Source organism: Nonomuraea sp. NPDC049714, assembly GCF_044465295.1.
Lineage (GTDB): Bacteria > Actinomycetota > Actinomycetes > Streptosporangiales > Streptosporangiaceae > Nonomuraea.
In genome coordinates, this window is record NZ_JBITLM010000002.1 from 365,602 (window position 1) to 384,577 (window position 18,976).

The 18,976-nt window shown below is 70.8% G+C and carries 15 protein-coding genes; 4 read left to right on the forward strand and 11 right to left on the reverse strand.

The genetic code is table 11. From position 1 onward, the window contains the following. Positions 1-75: 75 nt before the first annotated feature. The 9 genes from ACIBQX_RS08640 to ACIBQX_RS08680 all read right to left on the reverse strand — a co-directional run bounded on the left by ACIBQX_RS08640 (position 76) and on the right by ACIBQX_RS08680 (position 10,031). Positions 76-885 carry an SDR family NAD(P)-dependent oxidoreductase gene (locus ACIBQX_RS08640; RefSeq protein WP_397002139.1) on the reverse strand — a complete coding sequence of 270 codons (810 nt, stop codon included), beginning with the start codon at positions 883-885 and terminating at the stop codon, positions 76-78. A gap of 75 nt (positions 886-960) precedes the next feature. Continuing rightward, complete coding sequence (locus ACIBQX_RS08645) at positions 961-1,758, reverse strand: N-acyl homoserine lactonase family protein (protein WP_397002141.1); 798 nt, start codon at positions 1,756-1,758, stop codon at positions 961-963. Positions 1,759-1,808: 50 nt separating this feature from the next. After that, positions 1,809-1,952: a hypothetical protein gene (locus ACIBQX_RS08650; protein WP_397002143.1), complete on the reverse strand. Its 144-nt coding sequence runs from the start codon at positions 1,950-1,952 to the stop codon at positions 1,809-1,811. A 272-nt stretch (positions 1,953-2,224) separates the two neighbouring features. Next, on the reverse strand, positions 2,225-3,562 hold the full coding sequence (locus tag ACIBQX_RS08655) for an MFS transporter (RefSeq protein ID WP_397002145.1): 1,338 nt from the start codon (positions 3,560-3,562) through the stop codon (positions 2,225-2,227). A 254-nt stretch (positions 3,563-3,816) separates the two neighbouring features. Continuing rightward, the gene (locus tag ACIBQX_RS08660) at positions 3,817-4,581 is read right to left on the reverse strand and encodes a carboxymuconolactone decarboxylase family protein (RefSeq protein ID WP_397002147.1); all 765 of its coding nucleotides are present in this window, start codon (positions 4,579-4,581) and stop codon (positions 3,817-3,819) included. Between the two features lie 78 nt (positions 4,582-4,659). Then, on the reverse strand, positions 4,660-5,472 hold the full coding sequence (locus ACIBQX_RS08665) for an N-acyl homoserine lactonase family protein (RefSeq protein WP_397002149.1): 813 nt from the start codon (positions 5,470-5,472) through the stop codon (positions 4,660-4,662). A 1,019-nt stretch (positions 5,473-6,491) separates the two neighbouring features. Beyond that, complete coding sequence (locus ACIBQX_RS08670) at positions 6,492-6,725, reverse strand: hypothetical protein (RefSeq protein ID WP_397002151.1); 234 nt, start codon at positions 6,723-6,725, stop codon at positions 6,492-6,494. Positions 6,726-7,590: 865 nt separating this feature from the next. Next, entirely contained in the window at positions 7,591-9,108 is a 1,518-nt protein-coding gene (locus tag ACIBQX_RS08675) for a phytoene desaturase family protein (RefSeq protein ID WP_397002153.1), read from the reverse strand. A 32-nt stretch (positions 9,109-9,140) separates the two neighbouring features. Continuing rightward, positions 9,141-10,031, reverse strand: coding sequence for a LysR family transcriptional regulator (locus ACIBQX_RS08680; RefSeq protein ID WP_397002155.1), 891 nt, complete (start codon positions 10,029-10,031; stop codon positions 9,141-9,143). 70 nt (positions 10,032-10,101) lie between these two features. Between ACIBQX_RS08680 and ACIBQX_RS08685 the strand changes: the two genes are divergently transcribed. From ACIBQX_RS08685 to ACIBQX_RS08700, 4 genes are all read left to right on the forward strand, one after another. Further along, positions 10,102-11,067, forward strand: a complete 966-nt coding sequence (locus tag ACIBQX_RS08685; RefSeq protein WP_397002157.1) for a YeiH family protein — start codon at positions 10,102-10,104, stop codon at positions 11,065-11,067. A 138-nt stretch (positions 11,068-11,205) separates the two neighbouring features. Further along, entirely contained in the window at positions 11,206-12,132 is a 927-nt protein-coding gene (locus tag ACIBQX_RS08690) for a pseudouridine-5'-phosphate glycosidase (protein ID WP_397002159.1), read from the forward strand. Then, positions 12,129-13,058 (forward strand): carbohydrate kinase family protein, encoded by a 930-nt coding sequence (locus ACIBQX_RS08695; protein WP_397002161.1) that lies wholly within the window; start codon positions 12,129-12,131, stop codon positions 13,056-13,058. Before ACIBQX_RS08690 ends, ACIBQX_RS08695 begins: the two co-directional genes overlap by 4 nt. 83 nt (positions 13,059-13,141) lie before the next feature. After that, positions 13,142-15,415, forward strand: coding sequence for a hypothetical protein (locus ACIBQX_RS08700; protein ID WP_397002163.1), 2,274 nt, complete (start codon positions 13,142-13,144; stop codon positions 15,413-15,415). Positions 15,416-15,451: 36 nt separating this feature from the next. On the opposite strand, the gene ACIBQX_RS08705 is transcribed toward ACIBQX_RS08700, so the two are convergent. Both ACIBQX_RS08705 and ACIBQX_RS08710 read right to left on the reverse strand, forming a co-directional pair. Further along, the gene (locus tag ACIBQX_RS08705) at positions 15,452-18,409 is read right to left on the reverse strand and encodes a helix-turn-helix transcriptional regulator (protein ID WP_397002165.1); all 2,958 of its coding nucleotides are present in this window, start codon (positions 18,407-18,409) and stop codon (positions 15,452-15,454) included. A gap of 32 nt (positions 18,410-18,441) precedes the next feature. Further along, entirely contained in the window at positions 18,442-18,876 is a 435-nt protein-coding gene (locus ACIBQX_RS08710) for a GNAT family N-acetyltransferase (protein WP_397002167.1), read from the reverse strand. Positions 18,877-18,976 lie beyond the last annotated feature (100 nt).

Consider the following 18,976-nt stretch of genomic DNA (forward strand, 5'->3'; position numbering starts at 1 on the left):
TCCTCAAGCTGCTGCGGAAGGCGCATTCCAGCATGCCCTTCCAGCATGAAATATTACCGTATGTCCGTCATACAATCATGACGGGGTCCAGGCGCCGGCGCCACCGGATGGGCGGACCGTGTTCACCACGGACGCCCCGCCGTCGGCGGATACGACCTCGCCGGTGACATAACCGGCGTCATCGCTCAGGAGGAAGGCCACCACCCCGGCGATCTCCTCGGTCGTCCCCACCCGGCGCATCGGCGTGGTGGTGCCGCGCTGTTCCATGTCGCCTCCCCCGCCCCTGGCCGTCCCGCCCGCGGCGAAGAGCCCGGTGGGGACGAGGCCGGGGGCGACCGCGTTCACCCGAACGCCCAGCGGACCGCCGTACAGGGCTCCGCCGTGGACCAGGCCCATGACGCCGTGCTTGGACGTCTGGTACGGCAGCAGGTCGGCGCTGCCGCGCAGGCTGGCGATGGACGCGGTCAGCACGATCGCGCCGCCGCCGTCCTGCTCCTCGTAACGGCGGAAGGCCGCCCGCAGGCCCAGGAAGGCGCCCCGGAGATTGACCGCGATCACCCGGTCGAAGTCCCCGGCCGACACCTCGGGCAGGCGGTCGAACGTACCGAAGATCCCGGCGTTGAGATGGTGCAGGTCGATCCGGCCGAAGCGCTCGACGGCGGCCTGGACGTAACGGTCGACGTCCTCCTCCCGCGACACGTCGCCCTGGACCGCGATCGCCTCCCCGGGCAGCGCCTCGGCGGTGGCTCGCGCCGCCGAGCCGTCGATGTCCACCACGACGACCCGGACGCCGTCCTCGGACAGCCGGCGGGCGCTGGCCGCGCCGATCCCCCCGCCCGCGCCCGTGACGACGGCGACCTTGCCGTCCAGTGTCCTTCGCGCCATTGCGCCCATTCCCTCCTGCTCGTGTTCCGGTGCGCCGCCGTCGGGCTCACCGGCCTGGCCGGACCTCGCGACGCGTCAGCCGACGCGGACGGCGAGTCCCGGGTCGATGCCCTCCACGGCGGGGAACCGCCGCATCACCTCCGGGTCGTGCCCCGCCACGATCACGCGGCCCGATTCGGAGGCGATCTCCTTCAGCAGGTCGAAGCCGCGGTACATCGCCTCCAGATCGGCGACGTACGCGAACGGCCGGTCCCGCTCGATCTCCTCGTAGTAGTGCGCGGCGTCCGAGGCGAGCACGGCCTGGCCGCCCTCGGTGGCGACCAGGACGATGACCTGCCCCGGCGTGTGGCCACCGACGGGGATCACCTCGATCCCGGGCGCGGGGCTGTACGCCTGGTCGATCAGGGTCATCCGGCCCTGGGCGCGCACCTCCGCCAGGTGAGCCGTCTCGGATTCCTCGGTGGACCAGGCGAACTGCGCCCGCCGTCCGTACGGACCGGTCCAGAAGTCGTACTCACGGCGGGCCATGACGACCTCGGCGGCGGGGAAGGCCGGGAGATTGCCGATGTGGTCATAGTGCGCGTGCGTGACGACGACCTGTGGCGCCGTCGCGGCGTCCACCCCGATCCGCGTCAGCGCGTCGATCGGCGGGACGAGGGTCGTCCGCCGCCTGCGCGCGCCGCCCACCTCGCCGAAGCCGGTGTCGATCACGACCGTGCGCTCGGCGTTGCGGGCCACCCAGCAGTAGTAGTCCATCCCGAGCGGCTCGTCCGGCTCGCCGTAGATGGCGTAGTTGAGGAAGATCTCCTCCTTCGCCCCGCGCCGGGTTCCGTACCGGAGCGCGATCACCTCGTACGTCGCGTCGCTCGTCACAGCGCCCCCGTCCGGGTAAGGGGCAGATATCCGATCATCGTGGTGGTTTCCTATCCCAGATTGGCGTCGAGCAGGGACCGCCGTTCCGAGTCGATGTCCTTCGACTCGTTCTCGGCGACCACCTGCCCCTCGGTGAGGACATAGACACGGTCGCAGGCGCGTAGCGCCAGATCGACGCGCTGCTCGACCAGCAACAGCGATCCGCCGCGTTCGCGCAGCTTGATCAGGGCCTCGGCGACGGTGTCGATGGCAGCGGCGGCTCGTCAAGGAGCATGATCTTCGGGTCGCTCATCACCGCACCGGAAGCCCGGAGATCTCGGCGCCGTCGACCCGGACGCTCCCGCGCCGGTAGGCGACCGGTCCCATGATGGCCCGCAGCAACGTCGTCTTGCCGCGCCGTTCGCGCCGAGCAGTGCGACCGCCTCTCCCCGCTCGACCGCGAGTGGCCTTCTCGAACCGGCGAACCTTACGCCTCGCTGCGTTCGGCGATCCCCGCCGGCTCCTTCTCTGTCAGGCCGAGCGCCCGGCCGCGCGTCTCGGGCAGCCAGCGCAGCACGACCAGCGCGCCGGCCAGCGCCACCGCGACCATGTAGATCGCCGGCATCGCCTTGTCGGTGGAGGCGGTGGCGATGGCCGCGGCGATGAAGGGACCAGGGCCGCCGATCAGCGCCAGGCCCAGGTTGAACCCGATCGCGCTGCCGCTCCCCCGGGTCTGGGCCGGGAACAGCTCGGTGAGCATGACCACGGTGGTCACGCTGACCATGGACTGGAAGACCGCGAAGATGAAGATGGCCAGGACGATCTGGAACGATCCACCGCCGCTCATGAGCGCGAAGGCGGGGTAGGCGATCAGGGCCAGGCCGAAGCTGCCGATGATGTTCATGGAACGCCGCCCGAACCGGTCGGAGAGCGCCCCGGCGAACGGGCACAGGCACGCGTACAAGGTGAGCCCGACCGCGCTGAGCATCAGAGCGGTCGTGCGCGGCAGGCCCACGGTCTGCGACAGGTGGTTCACCACGTAGGTGGCCAGGTAGTAGAAGCCGAGTCCCTGCACGCTGGCGAAGAAGAACGTCAGAACGATCGACTTGACGTTCCGGCGGCCCGCCGCGCGCAGCGGACGGTCGATGACGGCCTTCTGCTCGCGCATCTCCATGAACACCGGGGTCTCGTCGAGCTTCATCCGGATGTAGAGACCGATGAGGCCGAGGGGCGCCGCGGCGAGGAACGGCACGCGCCATCCCCAGGAGTTCAGCGCCTCCTCGCTGAGCCCGGCGTTCAGGGCGAGCGCGCTCAGGCTGCCCGCGACGGTGGCCAGCGCCGCCGTCGAGGAGATGACACTCCCGGCGAGGCCACGACGGTGAGCGGGAACGTGCTCCAGGAGGAACGCCGACGAGCCCGTCCATTCGCCGCCGGCCGAGAAGCCCTGCAGGCATCGCATCAGCACGAGGAGGATCGGGGCGAGGATGCCGACCTGCTCGTAGGTCGGCATCAGGCCCAGGAGCGTCGTCGCGCCTCCCATCATGGCGACCGTCATCGTCAGCGCCCAGCGGCGTCCCTTGCGGTCGCCGATCGAGCCGATCACGAAACCGCCGATGGGCCGCATCAGGAAGGCGACGCCGAAGACAGCCAGGGAAGACAGCAGCGAGACCGCCGCGTCGTCGTTGGGGAAGTAGAGCTTGCCGATGGTCGTCGCGAAGAATCCGTAGACCGCGAAGTCAAACCATTCGAGAAAATTTCCGATGCCCACGGCGAGGGCGGTCTTCCGCCGCGTCTGGGCAGCGCTTGCCGGGAGGTGGGGCGCCATAGCTGACTCCTCAGGGAATAGCGCGGCAGGTGAACGATCCATAGTGCGCCGGACCGCGTCCGTACGATTGTCGGATTGTATGACCGTCATATCAGCTAGGTCAACGGTCGGTTTCGTGCTCGTGAACCGTGGGTGTGGCTCTCAGCAACACGGAGGGCCGCCCTCGTCCCCCCGCTCGATGGAGGGGAGGACAACGACGGCCCTGCCGGAAGTCACATGGGAGCGCGGACGCGCCCGGCGATGGCGGCGCCGGGCTAGGGCCGGTTCTCCGGGTTGCCGAGCTCCTCCGCCAGGATGCTCACGGAGGAGGTCACCGCATGAATGCCGATGACACTGGCGATCTCCATGACCTCAAGGATCTCCTGCGCGGTGGCGCCGTAACCGATGGCGTTCTCGATATGGAGCTTCAGACCCTTGACGTAGAGATGCGTCGCTGCGGTGTCGAAGGCGATGTACACGAACTCCTTGATCTTCGGCTCCAGCGTCCCCGTACGCCAGGGGACCGACGAGAATTCCGTGTACGCGGCGAACAGCTCGGGATCCAGCTCCAGCATCTCGTCCCAGAAGGCGTGCCAGTAACCGCGCGTCTTGGTGAACTCGGCCTTGACCTCCTCCTGGTAGGCCGTGAGCGGCGCGGGGCCGGTGCGGAGACCCTTCTCCTCCAGCACCTCGACCAGGATCGGTACGCCGATGTTCATCGCGTGGATGCCGAGCGTGGAGGTGAGCTCGAGCACCTCCATGATCTCCTGCGGCGTCGCGCCGAGCTTGAGCGCGGCTTTGATGTGCTGCCGGACGCCGGGGAGGTACATGTGCGTGGCGGCGGCGTCGATCGCGATGTAGATGAACTCCTTGACCTTGTCGTCCAGGTGGTTCTTCCGCCACGGGACCGCGGAGAAGTCGGCATAGGCCTTCAAGAACTCGGGGTCGAGCTCCAGGATGGCCTGCCAGGTATCGCTCCAGGTCCCGCGTACCCGGATGAACTCATCCTTGACCTCTTGCTGACGGGGGCTGAGCGCCATGACATGACTCCTTTAGATCGCAGCGCGAAGTGGTGGGGCGGGCCGCACACGGGCCCTCATCCGGACAGGTCCGGGGGCTCAGCCGAGGACGGTGACGACCTCTCCTGCGGCACCGTCCATCAGGGGGAACTTGGCGCGCACGCGCCCGTCATGACCTGGCACCACCACCGCGCCCGTCTCCCGCGACAGCTCGTTGATGAACGACAGCGCACCGCGCATCTCGTCCAGATCGGTGTGGGCGAAGAACGGCCACTCGTTCTCGATCTGCTCGTAGAAGTGGGCGGCGTCCGCGGCGAGGACGCGCAGGCCCGACCTGGATCGCACCAGGGTGAGCAGCTCCCCGGGACAGTGCCCGCCCACCGGGTAGACGGTGATGCCGGGACGGACCTCGGTCTCCTCGGAGATCAGCCGCAGCCTGCCCTCCTCCTCGGCCTTCTTGACCGGTTCGAGGTGCTCGGCGATGGTGAACTCGCCCTCAAGGTCGTCTTTCTGCCACTTGGCGAACCAGTAGTCGTACTCCGACTTGCCCGAGACCACCTGGGCGTTGTCGAACAACCTCAGGTAGCCGATGTGGTCATAGTGGAAGTGCGAGGTGATGACCATCGTCACGTCGAGCGGGTCGACGCCGAGAAGGGCCAGCCCCTCGGGGGTGGGCTTGACGCCGATCTCCCCCAGCCAGTCACGGGCCGCGACGTCGTAGCCCGTGTCCAGCAGGATCACCTCGCCGGCCCTGCGCATCACCCAGAAGTTGTACTCCATGTGCAGGTCGCCGTCAGGCTGGCCGTAGGAGGCGTAGTCGTGCAGGACCACACTCTTCTGCGTGACGCGCTCGGCGTACTTGACCTGCAATACCTCGAACCCGGCGTCATCGCCGCCGCTCGGTGTGGTCATATCAGCCTCTTCATGTGTTCGGCGGCCCTCGCGGGCGAGAATGCCGGCACGGCCAGGCGCGGCCGCCGCCAGCGCGAATTCTGTCCGACCATACGATTGTCGGACAGAATGTGCAAGAGGCCGGGCCCGCACCCGACGCCGGTGGCCTCTCGGACCTTCGAGTTCATGCCCTGACCACGGCAAACTTCCAGTCCTGCACGCATCCGGAGCAGCGCTGCGGTACCGCTCCGAGCACCCCGCCTTTGCTTGACGGCGCTCCTGCGGCCGTCGGCCCTCTGCTTGCTCAGCATCATCACCTGCCGGATGCTGAGTGACTTTGCCGATCAGCCCCCGGACAGGACATCCGCCTTCGTACCCCGCACTGGTCGGCGAGCGCGGCGACGATGGCAAGGCCCCGGCCGTACTCCGCATCGATCCTGGAGAGCCTGCCGAATGGGAACGCCGGCCAGAAGGTAGCGGGCGAAGTGGCGGGCATGCGGGATTCGGTGGAAGGCACCGGGGGAACGCGCGTCGCCAGGTCAGGCCGCCGGGTTACAGGTCGATCCGTCATAAAGGCGGCCGACATCACCAGACAGCTCGGCTCGGCTCGGCTCACCGATGAGATCAACCAGGCGCGAGCCCCGTTTGGTGCCCTGGGCGAGCACCACGTACGTTCGCCGGCTGGACAGGACCCTGCGGCCTCACCTCGGCAGGGGCCAGGGTTCGAACCGGCGAAGGACAGCAGCACCCACCGAGCCAACCCAACGGGAGACCACGTCTACTCTCCTCGTTCCCCTGTACGATCACAGTCGGACACAGCACGCCCGCCGCGACTGGCGCCCATCCCACACCTGCGCCAATGATCCGAGGCGCTCACCATCAGGCGGGATACCGCGCTGTCACCCCAGCATTCGATCCTCGTCGAAGCCGATTTCTACTTCTATGCCCAGCTCGAACGTGGCGTGCCACCGGATAACGTCAGGCCATGCGGCGCCGCATATGCTTTGGCTTCCAGGCTCACGACGGGCATCTGCCTGCACTTACAAGTCGAAATCCAGATATGCTTGTCGTGCGATCGCCCGCAGTTCCTGCCAGGCAGGATCCGCCCTAAGCGCCTCCTCTGCCCAGAGCTCGGCACCCTGCTCAGACATGTGAACCAGCTTGGTGTCGACCGGTTGAAGCGCCTGAAGTTTTTCCTGACTCAGCATGCCTTCGAGCACCTTAGCCTTAGCAAGATTGAATGTATCGTCGAATTCTAAAGCCAGTTCGTCCACGCCGACCTTTAGGCCTCGCACATACTCCATCTGCCGGTCAGCGTCCCAGCACAGCTGATTGAGGACTCGACGTATCCCGCCATAAAACTTCGGCTCCTGTAAGATCCTGGCCCATGGTGGCCACCACCAGGGTGCCAGCGGATCATACGGGGCCTGATTACCAGCATACGTATCGTCGCGAGGTCGGTCGGGTCGCGTGTTGACCTGAACGACTACTGTGAACATTACTCGCGACCTCACAGCCAGCCACTCAAGAAGATCATTCCATAGTGGCGCGAAGAGAAGCTGGTCCATGGCAAGAAGAAGGGCCAAGGGCTGGTTTTTGGGAAGTGCTGCTACAGTTCATCGCTACCCATGATCCCGGCGATGGGGAAATCCTGTAGAGCCACAACAAGTTGCGTTATGTACCAGCCTAGGTCAATCCATCGAGGGGACTCTGGAATGACTTGGTAGTCTATCAGTGGGATAAGTGATATCAAGCGCCTGTCATCATGAAACAGAACATTAGCAAGGCGCTCGGCCCTGGGGAGCCTGGTTGATATGGCGATCGAATCTCCGGCATTATAGGAGATTCGCATTTCATGCCGCACTGAATCCATTGCGTCCGCTGCAGAAGTCTTCCAATCAAAATCGTTAACCATGTAAATGATGTGATGGCCTCGGAGGAACATCCACCCAGATTGCTCGAGTTGTTCGAGAATGACTTCGAAGTCGAGTTGAGCCCTGAACCTGATGTCAATTGATGTGTCGCGACTCATTTGATCACCCCAAGCCGATTGAGGGCATAGCCCTTGGGGCGATGGCTCTCCGCTGCTCAGGGAAGGCGGTCGGCAATTGATCGCACCACCAAGTTCCTGTGGGATAGTCAGCGCAGCAGCGCCATCGCCGCGTTGTGGCCGGGGATGCCGCTGACGCCGCCGCCCCGGCGGGCGCCCGCGCCGCACAGCAGGATCCGCTCGTGCTCGGTCTCCACGCCCCAACCGCCTTCTTCTCCGTACGGCCAGCTCAGGTCGCGGTGGAAGATGTGGCCGCCGGGCAGGCCGGCCTCGTTCTCCAGGTCCACGGGGGACTTGGCCTCGACGCAGAGGGTGCCGTCGGGGGCGCGCAGGAGGCAGTCCTCGATGGGCTCGGCCAGGACCTGGTTCATGGACGCGAAGGTGGCGCGCAGGGCCTCCTCCCGCGCCTCGTCGGGATTTTTCCGGAAAAGTCGGGCGGGCATGTGCAGGCCGAACAGCGTCAGCGTCTCCGCCTTGCCGCGCAGCTCCGGGCCGAGGATCGACGGATCGGTGAGCGTGTGGCAGTAGATCTCGGCCGGGGGCAGCTGCGGGATCTCGCCCCGGGACGCCTGGGCGTAGGCCGTGGCGAGCTGGTCGCGGGTCTCGTTGATGTGGAACGTCCCACTGAAGGCGGCCACCGGATCCACCCCGGCGTCCTTGAGCCGTGGCAGCCGGCTCAGCACCATGTTCACCTTGAGCTGTGCGCCCTCCGGCACGCTCGGCGTCCTGCCGAGCACCCGGTCGAACACCGCCGGCGGCAGGTTGACCAGTACGTGCCCGCCGGTCACCGTGTGCTCCGCCGCTTCACCGGCCGCGTCGGCCGTACGGAAGGCGACCTCGCCGGTCGGCGAGATGCCGACCACCTCCGCGCCGGTCACGATCTCCGCGCCCGCCTGACGGGCGGCGGCCTCCAGCGCTCCGGAGACGGCCCCCATGCCGCCCACGGGGACGTTCCACGCGCCGGTGCCGTCGCCGATGACGTGATAGAGGAAGCACCGGTTGGCCAGCAGGTCGGTGGCCGGGTCGGCGAACGTGCCGATCAGGGAGTCGGTGAGCACCACGCCGCGCACCGTGTCGTCGGCGAACCGCTCGTCCACGGTCTCGCCGATCGGCCTGGCGAACAGGTCCTGCCACGCCTGCGGCCCGACCAGCCGCTCGATCTCCCTGGCCGGGCGCAGCGGCTCCAGCAGGGTCGGGGCCAGGGCCTCGGCGGTCCTCGCGGTCATGGCGTAGAAGTCACGCCAGGCCCGGTGGTCGGCGTCGCCGCCGGTCACCGTACGGAAGGAGGCCGCCGTCCGGCCCTCGTCCCCGCCGTCGACGAGCAGGCCGGTGTCGCCGTGGGGCGTGTACGACGAGTAACGGCGTCCGCGCAGCTCCAGGTCGAGGCCCAGATCTTTGACGATCTTCGTGGGCAGCAGGCTGACCAGGTAGGAGTAGCGCGACAGTCGTACGTCCACGCCGGGGAAGGCGCGCGTGGAGATGGCCAGGCCCCCGGTGTGATCCTGCCGCTCCAGCACCAGCACCCGCCGCCCCGCGCGGGCCAGGTAGGCGGCGGCGACCAGCCCATTGTGCCCCCCACCGGCGACGACCACGTCATATGCACCCATCCAAGCACTTTAACTGCGAAGCGCACCGGCCGTCAGGGGCGGCTGGCGATGGACAGGAGGGTCGCGGCGGGGCCTGTCAGGGTGCGGCCGCGGCGCCAGACGGCACGCAGGCTCCTGACCAGCGTGAGACCGGCCAGTGGCACCTCGATCAGCCGCCCGGTCGCCAGCTCCGCCTCCACCGCGTACCCGCTGATGACGGCCGGCGCCGCGCCCGCCTGGGCGGCGCCCTTGACCGCCGAGTTGGAGCCCAGCTCCAGGCGCGGGCTGGCCTGGCGCAGGTCCCTGAACGCCACGTCCAGCGTCTCGCGGGTGCCCGACCCGGGCTCGCGTACCACGAGCGCCGTCCCGGCCAGCTCCGCCCCTCTCAGCGCGGTACGGCGACGCGTCCAGGGATGTCCGGGCGCCACCACGACCACCAGCCGGTCGGTGCCCACCACCCGGCTGGCCAACCCCTCGGGCACGTACGGACCCTCGATGAACCCCAGCTCCACCTCCTCGGCGAGCACCCGCGTCGCGACGTCGGCGGAGTTGACCACGTCCAGGCCCACCTGAACGTCCGGCTCCCGGCTCTGCAGCTCGCCCAGCCAGCGCGGCACCAGGTACTCGGCCACCGTCATGCTCGCCGCCACCCGCAGGTGGGCGGCGCCGCCGTGGCGCACCGCCTCGGCGGCCCGCACGAGCTCCTGCGCGGCCGCGACCACGTGGGCCGCCCAGCCGGCCACCACCTTGCCCTCGTTGGTGAGCGTGGAGCCGCGCGGCGTCCGCTCCAGCAGCGATAGGCCGAGGCGGCGTTCGAGCTGGGCGATGCGCTTGCTCGCCGACGGCTGGGCGATGCCCGCCACCTTGGCCGCCCGCCCCAGGCTGCCCAGCTCGCCCACGTCGACCAGCAGCTTCAGCGAGTCCAGATCGGGCAGCGAGGTCATAGCCACAGGCTATGGGCTCACAGGCAACCTGTGGCTACCGGCAGGCTCCGGCCGCACGAAGACTGACATCGTGCTCCACATCCCCTCCCGTACCTCCATCCTGCCCGGCGTGCTCGTGGCGGCCATGGGGGTGGTGCTCGCGCTGGCCGTACACGCGCTGCTGCCCGTGCTCAGCCCCGCGGTGGTGGCGGTGGCGGCGGGCGCGGCCCTGGCCGCGCTCGGGGGTGTCCGCGAGAGGCTGCTGCCCGGTCTGCGGCTGGTGTCCAGGCCGGTGTTACGCGTCGCGATCGTCCTGCTCGGCCTGCGGATCTCGGTGCCCGAGGTGCTGGCCATGGGCTGGCGGACGGTGGCGATCGTGCTGGTGGCGACGGGCCTCACGTTCGCGCTCACGCCGACGGCCGGCCGCCGGCTCGGCGTGTCCCCCGGCACCGGCCTGCTCATCGCCACGGGGGTCTCCATCTGCGGCGCGGCCGCCATCGCGGCCATGCGCGACGGCGCGGGCGGCGACGACGAGGACGCCGCGAACGCGCTCGGCGTGGTGGTCCTGTACGGCAGCGCCGCCATCATCGCGGTGCCCCTGCTGGCCGCCTGGCTGGGACTGTCACCGGCACAGCTCGCGGTGTGGACGGGGGCGGCGGTGCACGAGGTGGCCCAGGTGGCCGCGATCGGCGCGGCCACGGGTGTGCTCGCGGCGGCGGTCACCGTGAAGCTGGGCCGGGTCGTCCTGCTGGCCCCCATCGTCGCCCTGACCGCCCGAGCCCGTCCCGGCACCGGCCGGCCGCCCGTCGTCCCGCTCTTCGTCGCCGGGTTCCTGGCCATGGTGGCCCTGCGCGGCACCGGGCTCGTCCCCGAGTCCGTGACGTCGGCCGTACCTCCGATCACCGACCTGCTGATGGCCGCCGCGCTGTTCGGGCTCGGCACCGGGATCGACGTGCGCCGACTGCTGAGCGGCGGGCGCGCTCTGCTGCTCGGCGGGCTGGCCACCGGGCTGATCGGCGCGATCTCGCTGGCGGGCGTCGTCCTCCTCATCCCCTGACCGGTCGTCCTCTTGATCCCCTGACCAGTGGACGCGCACGCGCTCCGGCCGTAACCTGCTCAGTTTGGAACAAAGTCTGGGAAAGACATCGTTCTGACTGAGGATCATCGGGACCGTCCAAGGAGCACGAAACACACCATGCGCAGCGCCGCCGATTCACATCTGCACCCGTCCGACGAGGTCGCCGAGGCCCTGGCCACCGGCGCCCCCCTGGTGGCGCTGGAGTCCACGATCATCTCCCACGGGCTGCCGCAGCCGCGCAACCTGGAGGTCGCGCGGGAGCTGGAGGAGATCGTACGAGCCGCCGGAGCGGTGCCCGCGACCATCGCCGTGCTCGACGGGGTGGCCAGGATCGGCCTGTCCGAGGTGGAGCTGGAGCGCGTGGCGAGCGAGTCCGGGCTGCGCAAGCTGGGACAGCGCGACCTGCCGGTGGCGGCGGCGCTCAAGGCGAGCGGCGCCACGACGGTGTCGGCGACCTCTTTCCTGGCGGCCCGCGCGGGCATCCGGGTCTTCGCCACCGGCGGCCTGGGCGGCGTACACCGTGGCTGGACCGAGGAGCAGGACGAGTCCGCCGACCTCGACACGCTGGCCCGCACCCGGATCACGGTCGTCTGCGCCGGCGTCAAGTCGATCCTGGACGTGCCCGCGACCCTGCAGCGTCTGGAGACGCGCGGCGTGACCGTGGCCGGCTACCGGACCGACACCTTCCCCGGCTTCTACCTGAACTCCTCCGGCCTGCCCGTCGACTGGCGGATCGAGTCGGCCGAGGACGCCGCCGCGATCATGCGCGGGCAGGACGCGTTCGGCGGCCAGGAGAGCGCGCTGATCGTCGCCAACCCCGTCCCCGTCGACCAGCAGCTCGACCCCGGTCTGCACGACCGTGTGCTGGCCGAGGCACTCGACGCCGCCGGCCGCGACGGCGTGACCGGGCAGGCGATCACCCCGTTCCTGCTCGGCTATCTGGTGCGTGGCACCTCCGGCGCCTCCCTGGAGGCCAACCTCGCCGCCGTACGCGGCAACACCGCCCTCGCGGCGCGGATCTCCCTAGCCTGGTCGCGATCGTGACCGGCAAGGGTCTCCTGGTCATCGGTGACGTGGTCACCGATGTGGTGGCCCTGCACGGCGCGCCGGTCATGTCGGCCTCCGACATCGCCGCCGACATCGTGCTCCGGCCGGGCGGCTCCGGCGCGAACACCGCGTCCTGGGCCGCCCACCTGGGCGGCGAGGTCGGGCTGCTGGCCAGGTGCGGGTACGACAGCAGCGAGTGGCACATCGGCGAACTGGCCAAGGCCGGCGTCCGCCCGCACGTCCGGATCGACGCCGACAACCCCACCGCGGTCGTCATCGCCATGGTGGACAGGACCGGCGAGCGATCCATGCTCACCAACCGGGGCGCGGGCGGGCTGATCTCCGAGGACGACTGGGACGACGCCCTGCTCGACGGCGTCGCCCGCCTGCACGTGTCCGGTTACACCCTGTTCGGCGAGCCCGGCCTGCGCCTGGTCCGGCTGGCCATGGCCAAGGCGGCCGCCGCCGGGATCGCCATCAGCGTCGATCCGGCCTCCACCAGCCCGCTGTGCGAGTTCGGCGTCGAGCGCTTCCTGGACGAGACCGCGCTCGCCGAGCTGATCTTCCCCAACCGGGACGAGGCGCTGCTGCTCACCGGGGCCGCCACTCCTGAGCGCGCCGCCGAACTGCTCAGCGAGAGGTACGGCACGGCGGTGGTGAAGCTGGGATCCCAGGGGGCCCTGGTGGCCACGGGCGGGCAGGTCGCCGCCAAGTCGGACCCGGTGCCGACCGAGATGGTGGACTCCACCGGGGCGGGCGACGCGTTCGCAGCGGGATATCTCACAGCCACCCTGGCGGGCGAGGGAGAAAGGGCCGCTCTTGAGGCAGGTTGCCGTGCCGGTGCCGAATGCGTGGCCCTGGTTGGGGGTAGGCCACGGTACGGTTTGGACTTGAAGCGTCTTTACCCTATTCACACCGATTGATAGCTTGCCGCGTAGGCTGCACCAACGGCCACATATGTATCGAAGAGCACCATGCGGCTCACTGGGGAGGATAAGGTCCGCCGATGGAAGTCGAGTCATCGATCTGCCTGAGCGACCTGGTCCCTGCCCTGCGCTGGAGCCGTCCCCAGCAGGTGGCGGAGGCACTGGCCGACACGCGGCTGCCGGCCGCCTGGTGGTCCTCGCTCCCCCTGTCACGGGCTCTCAGCACCGCCGGGCTCGACTGGGTCTGCGACCGGCTCGCCCTGCTCGCCACCGCCCGCTGGGACTATCTGCCGCTCGCCGACGTGCTGCCCGCGCTGACGATCCACCACATCGACCCGGCGCTGCCGGGCTGGCCCGAGGCCACCAGGACCGCCATCGCCGGCCTGGGCGGCTGGCACCGCCTGCGCCGCCTGTCCCCCGGTGACATGAGCACCCCGGCGGCCACGCCCGAGGTGGTGATCGGCTCGGTGTTCCGCGAGGTGCTCGGCCGCATCTCCGCCCAACCCGAGTCCGCCGCCCGCGCCGTACAGGCGGCAGTGCAGCCCGAGGCCGGCCGCCCGCCGCAACGCGGCCCGGCGCCCGGCCAGAGCCGCCCCACCACCGGCACCTTCCCCGCCGTCCCCGCCCAGGGCGACGGAGCCCCACAGCGGGCACCGGGGCCACTCCCGGGCGAGCAGCGGGCCCCGGGTTCCGTTCCCGCCCAGGGCGAAGGGGTGCCGCAGCGGGCGGCGAACGCCTTCCCCTCCCCCGGAGACCCGGGCCCCGCCACCGGCACCTTCGCCGCGCAGAGCGGCAACCGTCCCGGCACCGGCTCCTTCCCCGCCCAGCGGGACAACCGCCCCGGCACCGGCCCCTTCCCCGCGCCGGGCGACGGTGGTCCCAGCACCGGCTCCTTCCCCGCCCAGCGGGACAACCGCCCTGACACAGGTTCGTTCCCCGCGCCGAACGACAACCGCCCCAATACGGGCTCCTTCCCGGCACTGAACGACAACCGGTCCGGCACCGGCACCTTCCCCGCGGTCGGCGGCAACCGCCCCGGCAACGGGCTCTTCTCGGAGCCGGGCGACAAGAACCCGAGCACCGGCACCTTCGCCGCCCAGAGCGGCAACCGCCCGAACGCCGGCGGCCCCCCGCCCGGCACCGGCTCCTTCCCCGCGGTCGGCGAGAACGGCGCACCCCGGCAACCCCAGACCGGCTCCTTCCCCGCGCAGAGCGGGAACGGCACCCCGCTCCCCCAGCGCCCGCAGCCCGAGCCCGCAGTCGCCGGCCCGCTCCCGGCCCCCGCCACCCCGGCGCCCAGCGAGACCGACCACGCGATGGTCCGCGTGGTCGACAGCCTCTTCCGCAGCCTCAACAAGCTGGAGCTGTCCGTCGCGGTGCACCGCCTGTTCGCCGAGGACCCGATCAGCCTGCGCACCCTCGCGCACAAGATGCTCGTCGACCGGGACGTGCTCTCCCAGGCCCAGCGGACGGCCGAGGAACGGGTGCTGAACTGGCTGCGCTCCTCGGAGTCCGCGCCCGTCACCGGCCACATGTTCCGGCTCACCGAGTGGCTCGGCGCGGCCGCCACCCAGGACCAGCTCATCGGCGCCGACCCGGCCCACCCGGTGATGGTGCCATCGCTGCGCACCCCGCTGTGGCGGGTGCTCGTCACGCTGATGCCGGACCGCCGTCTGCAGGACGGCTGGCTCGCCATCGGCGACATCCACGGCCTCCAGGCCCGTACCAGGCAGCTCCTGGCCGCCGCCCCGCCGGACGCCGACGTGGTGGCGCTGATGACCGAGCTCGGCATCCGCGCCCACTCGGCCAAGGCCTGGCTCGACGCCCTTCCCGCCGAGGCCGTACCCGACCCCGTCGCCTCCGCCGCCCCTCCCCAGCCGCTCCCGCGCCGCACCCCCGGCGCGAACGGCCACCACCACAGAGGCGGCCAGCCCATCCCCGCGGCGTCGGCCGCCACCATCGACCCCACGGCCGCGCTCGCCACCCTCTCCGCACTGTCAGGGTCAGGCGGCCGCCCTTCCGTACTCGCGGGCGCCCCCTCCACCCCGCCGCCCCCGCTCCCCAGCCCGTCGTCGGACCCCCGCCGCTGGCAGCGCATCGACGTCACCCCTGAGTACCTCCGCGGCGGCCCCGTCCCCGTCCCCGAGGGCTACGCCACCCAACTCGGCATGCGCCCCGGCACCCTGCTCTCGGTCACCGGCCCCGGCGACAACGCCATCGTCCTGGTATGGCAGGGACATCAGCCGGTCTTCGACTCTCTGCAGCCCGTCCTCATGCGCCTCAACGCCCGCCCCGGCGACCAGGTGTACGTGACCGTGGACGGCTACCGCCTAGAGGCCCAGCTCACCGGCTGAGCCACCGGCCACCCGAACGGGGTCGGCGCGTAACCGTCACTCGTCGAACAGGCGCATGGCGCGGGCCTTGGCGGCGGCCTCGCCCCGGGAGGTGACGGCGAGCTTGGCCAGGATGTTGGACACGTGGACGCTGACCGTCTTCACCGAGATGAACAGCTCCCCGGCGATCTCCCGGTTGCTGCGGCCGCGGGCGACCTCCCGCAGGACCTCCAGCTCCCGGGCCGTGAGACCGAGCGGCAGGCCGTTGGGGACGACGCCGTCCGTCAAAGCGATCCTGGCGCGGCGGGCGAAGACGTCGAGCTGCTCCAGGAGGGGTGCGGCGCCGAGCTGCTCGGCGAGCTCCCGGGCCCTGGTCAGCCGTAAGGTGGCCCCCTGCCGGTCGCCGCAGGCGTGTGCCGCGTGCGCCGCGCCTGTCAGGGCCCTGGCTTCACCGTAGGGCTGGTGGAGAGCGGCCCAGGCCGCCGCGGCCCGGTCCCACGCCTTGAGGCGCCGGCTCGCCGTCTCAGCCTCGTCAGGAGCCATCCCGTCGGCGCCGGACACCCTGTCGCGATCACGCCCAGGCCGCCCGCCCGGGTCGGGCGCGTCCGCCGCCTCCCAGCCGGTCAGGGCCGTGAAGGTGAGGCGTTGGGCGTGTTGCAGGGCGCCTTCGACGTCGAGCCACCCGGCGATCGAGCGGAGCTCCGGCAGGAGGGGGCCGCCGAGCTCGGCCAGGTAGACCAGCAGGGCCCAGGAGTAGCGCGGGTCGGCCGTGAGGTCGTGCTCGCGCAGCGCGCGGGCCGCCGCTTCGCGGGCCTCGTCGAGCCGGCCGTGGGCCTGCAGGAGGTGGATCTCCCTGCGGGTGTGCGGCAGCGCGGTCTGCTCGCGGAACTTGCCGCGGGACAGCACGCCCCGGGAGGCGGCCAGCAGCGTCTCGGCGCGGTCGAGCAGGCCGCGGGCGAGCGCGATGTCGGTGGCGAAGCCCTGCAGGCTGGCCTGGTGCGGGGGCGGCGGCACGAGGTCGAGGGCGTGCTCCACCACCTCCAGCGCCTCGTCCCAGCGGCCGAGCGACACCAGCGGCTCCGCCAGGTTGACCGACAGGAAGGTGCCGGAGGTGCGGGCCAGGCCGTAGCGCTGGGCCAGGGTGATGCCGTCGCGGGCGACCTGGGCCGCCTGCTCGTGCCGGCCGGCGCCTTCGAGCACGTCGGACTCGGAGATGGCGCCGCGCATGACCGCGTTGTAGGCGTCGGCCTGGCCGGCGATCCGCCGCGCCTCGGCGAATCCGTCGCGGTGGGAGTCGATCTGGGAGTAGCGGCAGCGCTCCCAGGTGAGGCTGATCAGCGCGTGGGCGTGGGTGGCGGCGTCGCCGACCGCCCGGCCGATCTCGATGGCCTGCTGCGCGGTGGCGATCTTCTCGGCGAGCTGCTCGGGCTGGTGGAGCATGCGCGAGAGCGATTCGAGCACCTGGCCGCGGAGCCTGCTCGGCGGGTCGGCCGGCACCAGGGACGCCGCCTCCCGCAGGTCGTCGACGTAGCCGGGGCGGCTCAGGTCGTAGCGGATGAGGCCGCGCTGGCGCAGCACGCGGGCGGCGCCGGCCGGCTCGGCGGCCCGGTCGATCTCGGCGAGGGCGGCGGAGGCCATGGCCACCCCGCGTTCGTACTCACCGGCGAGGTAGGCGACGACGGAGGTCTGGCGCAGCACGGTGGCGTGCCCGGCGCCGATGCGCGCCTCGGCGTCGGGCACGCGGTCCCACAGCTCCAGCACCCTGCTCAGCATCCCGAACTGGGCGTCGTAGGCGGTGGACTTGCGGGCCGCCGCGGCGGCGTGCCAGGCGCTGACCAGCGCCCAGGTGGTGTCGCGGGCGGCGTGCCAGTGGTGTGCGAGCTCGACGGCGCCGCGCGGCGCGGGCAGGATCGACAGGTCGCGTTCGAGCGCTTCGGCGAACCTGGTGTGCAGGCGGGTGTGCTCCCCCGGCAGCAGGTCGTCGTGGAGGGCCTCGCGGATCAGCGCGTGCCTGAAGGAGTAGCCCTCGCCGTCGACGACGAGCACGTTGCCCGCCACGGCCGGGCGCAGCGCGCCCGCCAGCGCGCTCTCGTCGAGCCCGGCGACCGCCGACAGCAGGTCGTGCTCGATCCGCTGGCCGCCCACGCTGGCCACCCGCAACAGCTCCTGGGTGCCCTCGGGCAGCCGCTCCACACTGGCCAGCAGCAGGTCACGCAGCGACTCGGGCAGGCTGTCGCCGCCGCTCACCTCGCTGAGCAGCGCCTCGACGAACAGCGGGTTGCCTTCGCTGCGCGCGTAGATCCGGTCCATGTCCACGGCGGACGGCTCGCGCTGCAGGATGCTCGCCGCCTGCTCCAGGACCTCTCTGCGGGTGAGCCTGCCGAGCTCCAGCCTGGTGACCCAGCCGACCCGCCCGAGCTCGGCCAGCAGCGGGCGCAGCGGGTGCGCGCGGTGCAGCTCGTCGGCGCGGTAGGTGACGACGATCAGCAGGCGGGCGTCGCCGCGCTGGTAGCGGACCAGGAAGGACAGCAGGTCACGGGTGGACCGGTCGGCCCAGTGGGCGTCCTCGACGATCAGCACGACCGGCTGGTCCTCGGTCAGCCGCTCCAGCAGCCCGAGCACCTGCTCGAACAGCCGCGCCCGCGCCTCGGCCCCGTCGTGATCGGGCTCGCCGAACTCGGGCAGCAGCCGCGCCAGCCCTCGGGTCGTGCCTCCCGGCACGAGCCCGGCGACGCCGTCACGCCCGAAGGTGCGTACGAGACCGCGCAGCACGGCGGTGAACGGCGCGAACGGCAACCCCTCGGTGCCCAGCTCCAGACATCCGCCGACGAGCACCAGGGCGTCACCGGCACGCTCGGCCAGCTCGCCGACCAGGCGCGTCTTGCCGACTCCCGCCTCGCCCCCCACGAGCACGGTGGAGGCCGTCCCGGCCCGCGCCCCGTCGAGCGCGGCGTCGAGCACGCCCAGCTCGCGGGCACGCCCGACGAACAGGGGACTCACCGTATGGATGCTCACGCACCCAAGGATGCCACCCTCCTACGACAGGATCAGCGCAGCACCTTGCGGAAGAACGTCGCCGACGCCTCGTAGCCCAGCGCGTGGTAGAACTCGGGCGCCCGCCGCGTCGCCATCCCGACATACCGGGCATCGCGGGAGCGGGCCCACTTCTCGAACTCCTCCAGCAGCGCCCGCCCGATCCCCTGCCTGCGGGCCCCCGTCTGCACCATGGCCTCTTCCACCCAGGCGACCGGTCCGTTGGCGAACAGCGTGAGGTGCACGTTGCCGAGCAGGTAGCCCTGGACCCGCCCGTCGACCACGGCGGCGATCAGCAGGGTGTCGTCGTCCGCCAGCAACGCCGGCAGCGCCTCGTCGAAGGCGTCGCGCTCGGGCCTGAAGGTCAGCCCGAACTCACGCGCCAACGCGAACACCGCGTCCGCGTCCGCCTTCTCGGCCTTCCTGATGACAAGGTCGTCAGCCGTCATGACGTATGACCCTAGATCGTGCTCCATCACCAGTCCAATCGCCATTCACCGAGTGTCGAGGATTCTCAGTGATTCGCCCGGTGTGGGCTCCGAGGCCGCG

Excerpts from the sequence above, each read along its gene's own strand:
- ACIBQX_RS08640 (WP_397002139.1), bottom strand. The coding sequence starts at position 885 with ATGGCGCGAAGGACACTGGACGGCAAGGTCGCCGTCGTCACGGGCGCG.
- ACIBQX_RS08655 (WP_397002145.1), bottom strand. The coding sequence starts at position 3,562 with ATGGCGCCCCACCTCCCGGCAAGCGCTGCCCAGACGCGGCGGAAGACC.
- ACIBQX_RS08660 (WP_397002147.1), bottom strand. The coding sequence starts at position 4,581 with ATGGCGCTCAGCCCCCGTCAGCAAGAGGTCAAGGATGAGTTCATCCGG.
- ACIBQX_RS08665 (WP_397002149.1), bottom strand. The coding sequence starts at position 5,472 with ATGACCACACCGAGCGGCGGCGATGACGCCGGGTTCGAGGTATTGCAG.
- ACIBQX_RS08675 (WP_397002153.1), bottom strand. The coding sequence starts at position 9,108 with ATGGGTGCATATGACGTGGTCGTCGCCGGTGGGGGGCACAATGGGCTG.
- ACIBQX_RS08680 (WP_397002155.1), bottom strand. The coding sequence starts at position 10,031 with ATGACCTCGCTGCCCGATCTGGACTCGCTGAAGCTGCTGGTCGACGTG.
- ACIBQX_RS08690 (WP_397002159.1), top strand. The coding sequence starts at position 11,206 with ATGCGCAGCGCCGCCGATTCACATCTGCACCCGTCCGACGAGGTCGCC.
- ACIBQX_RS08700 (WP_397002163.1), top strand. The coding sequence starts at position 13,142 with ATGGAAGTCGAGTCATCGATCTGCCTGAGCGACCTGGTCCCTGCCCTG.
- ACIBQX_RS08710 (WP_397002167.1), bottom strand. The coding sequence starts at position 18,876 with ATGACGGCTGACGACCTTGTCATCAGGAAGGCCGAGAAGGCGGACGCG.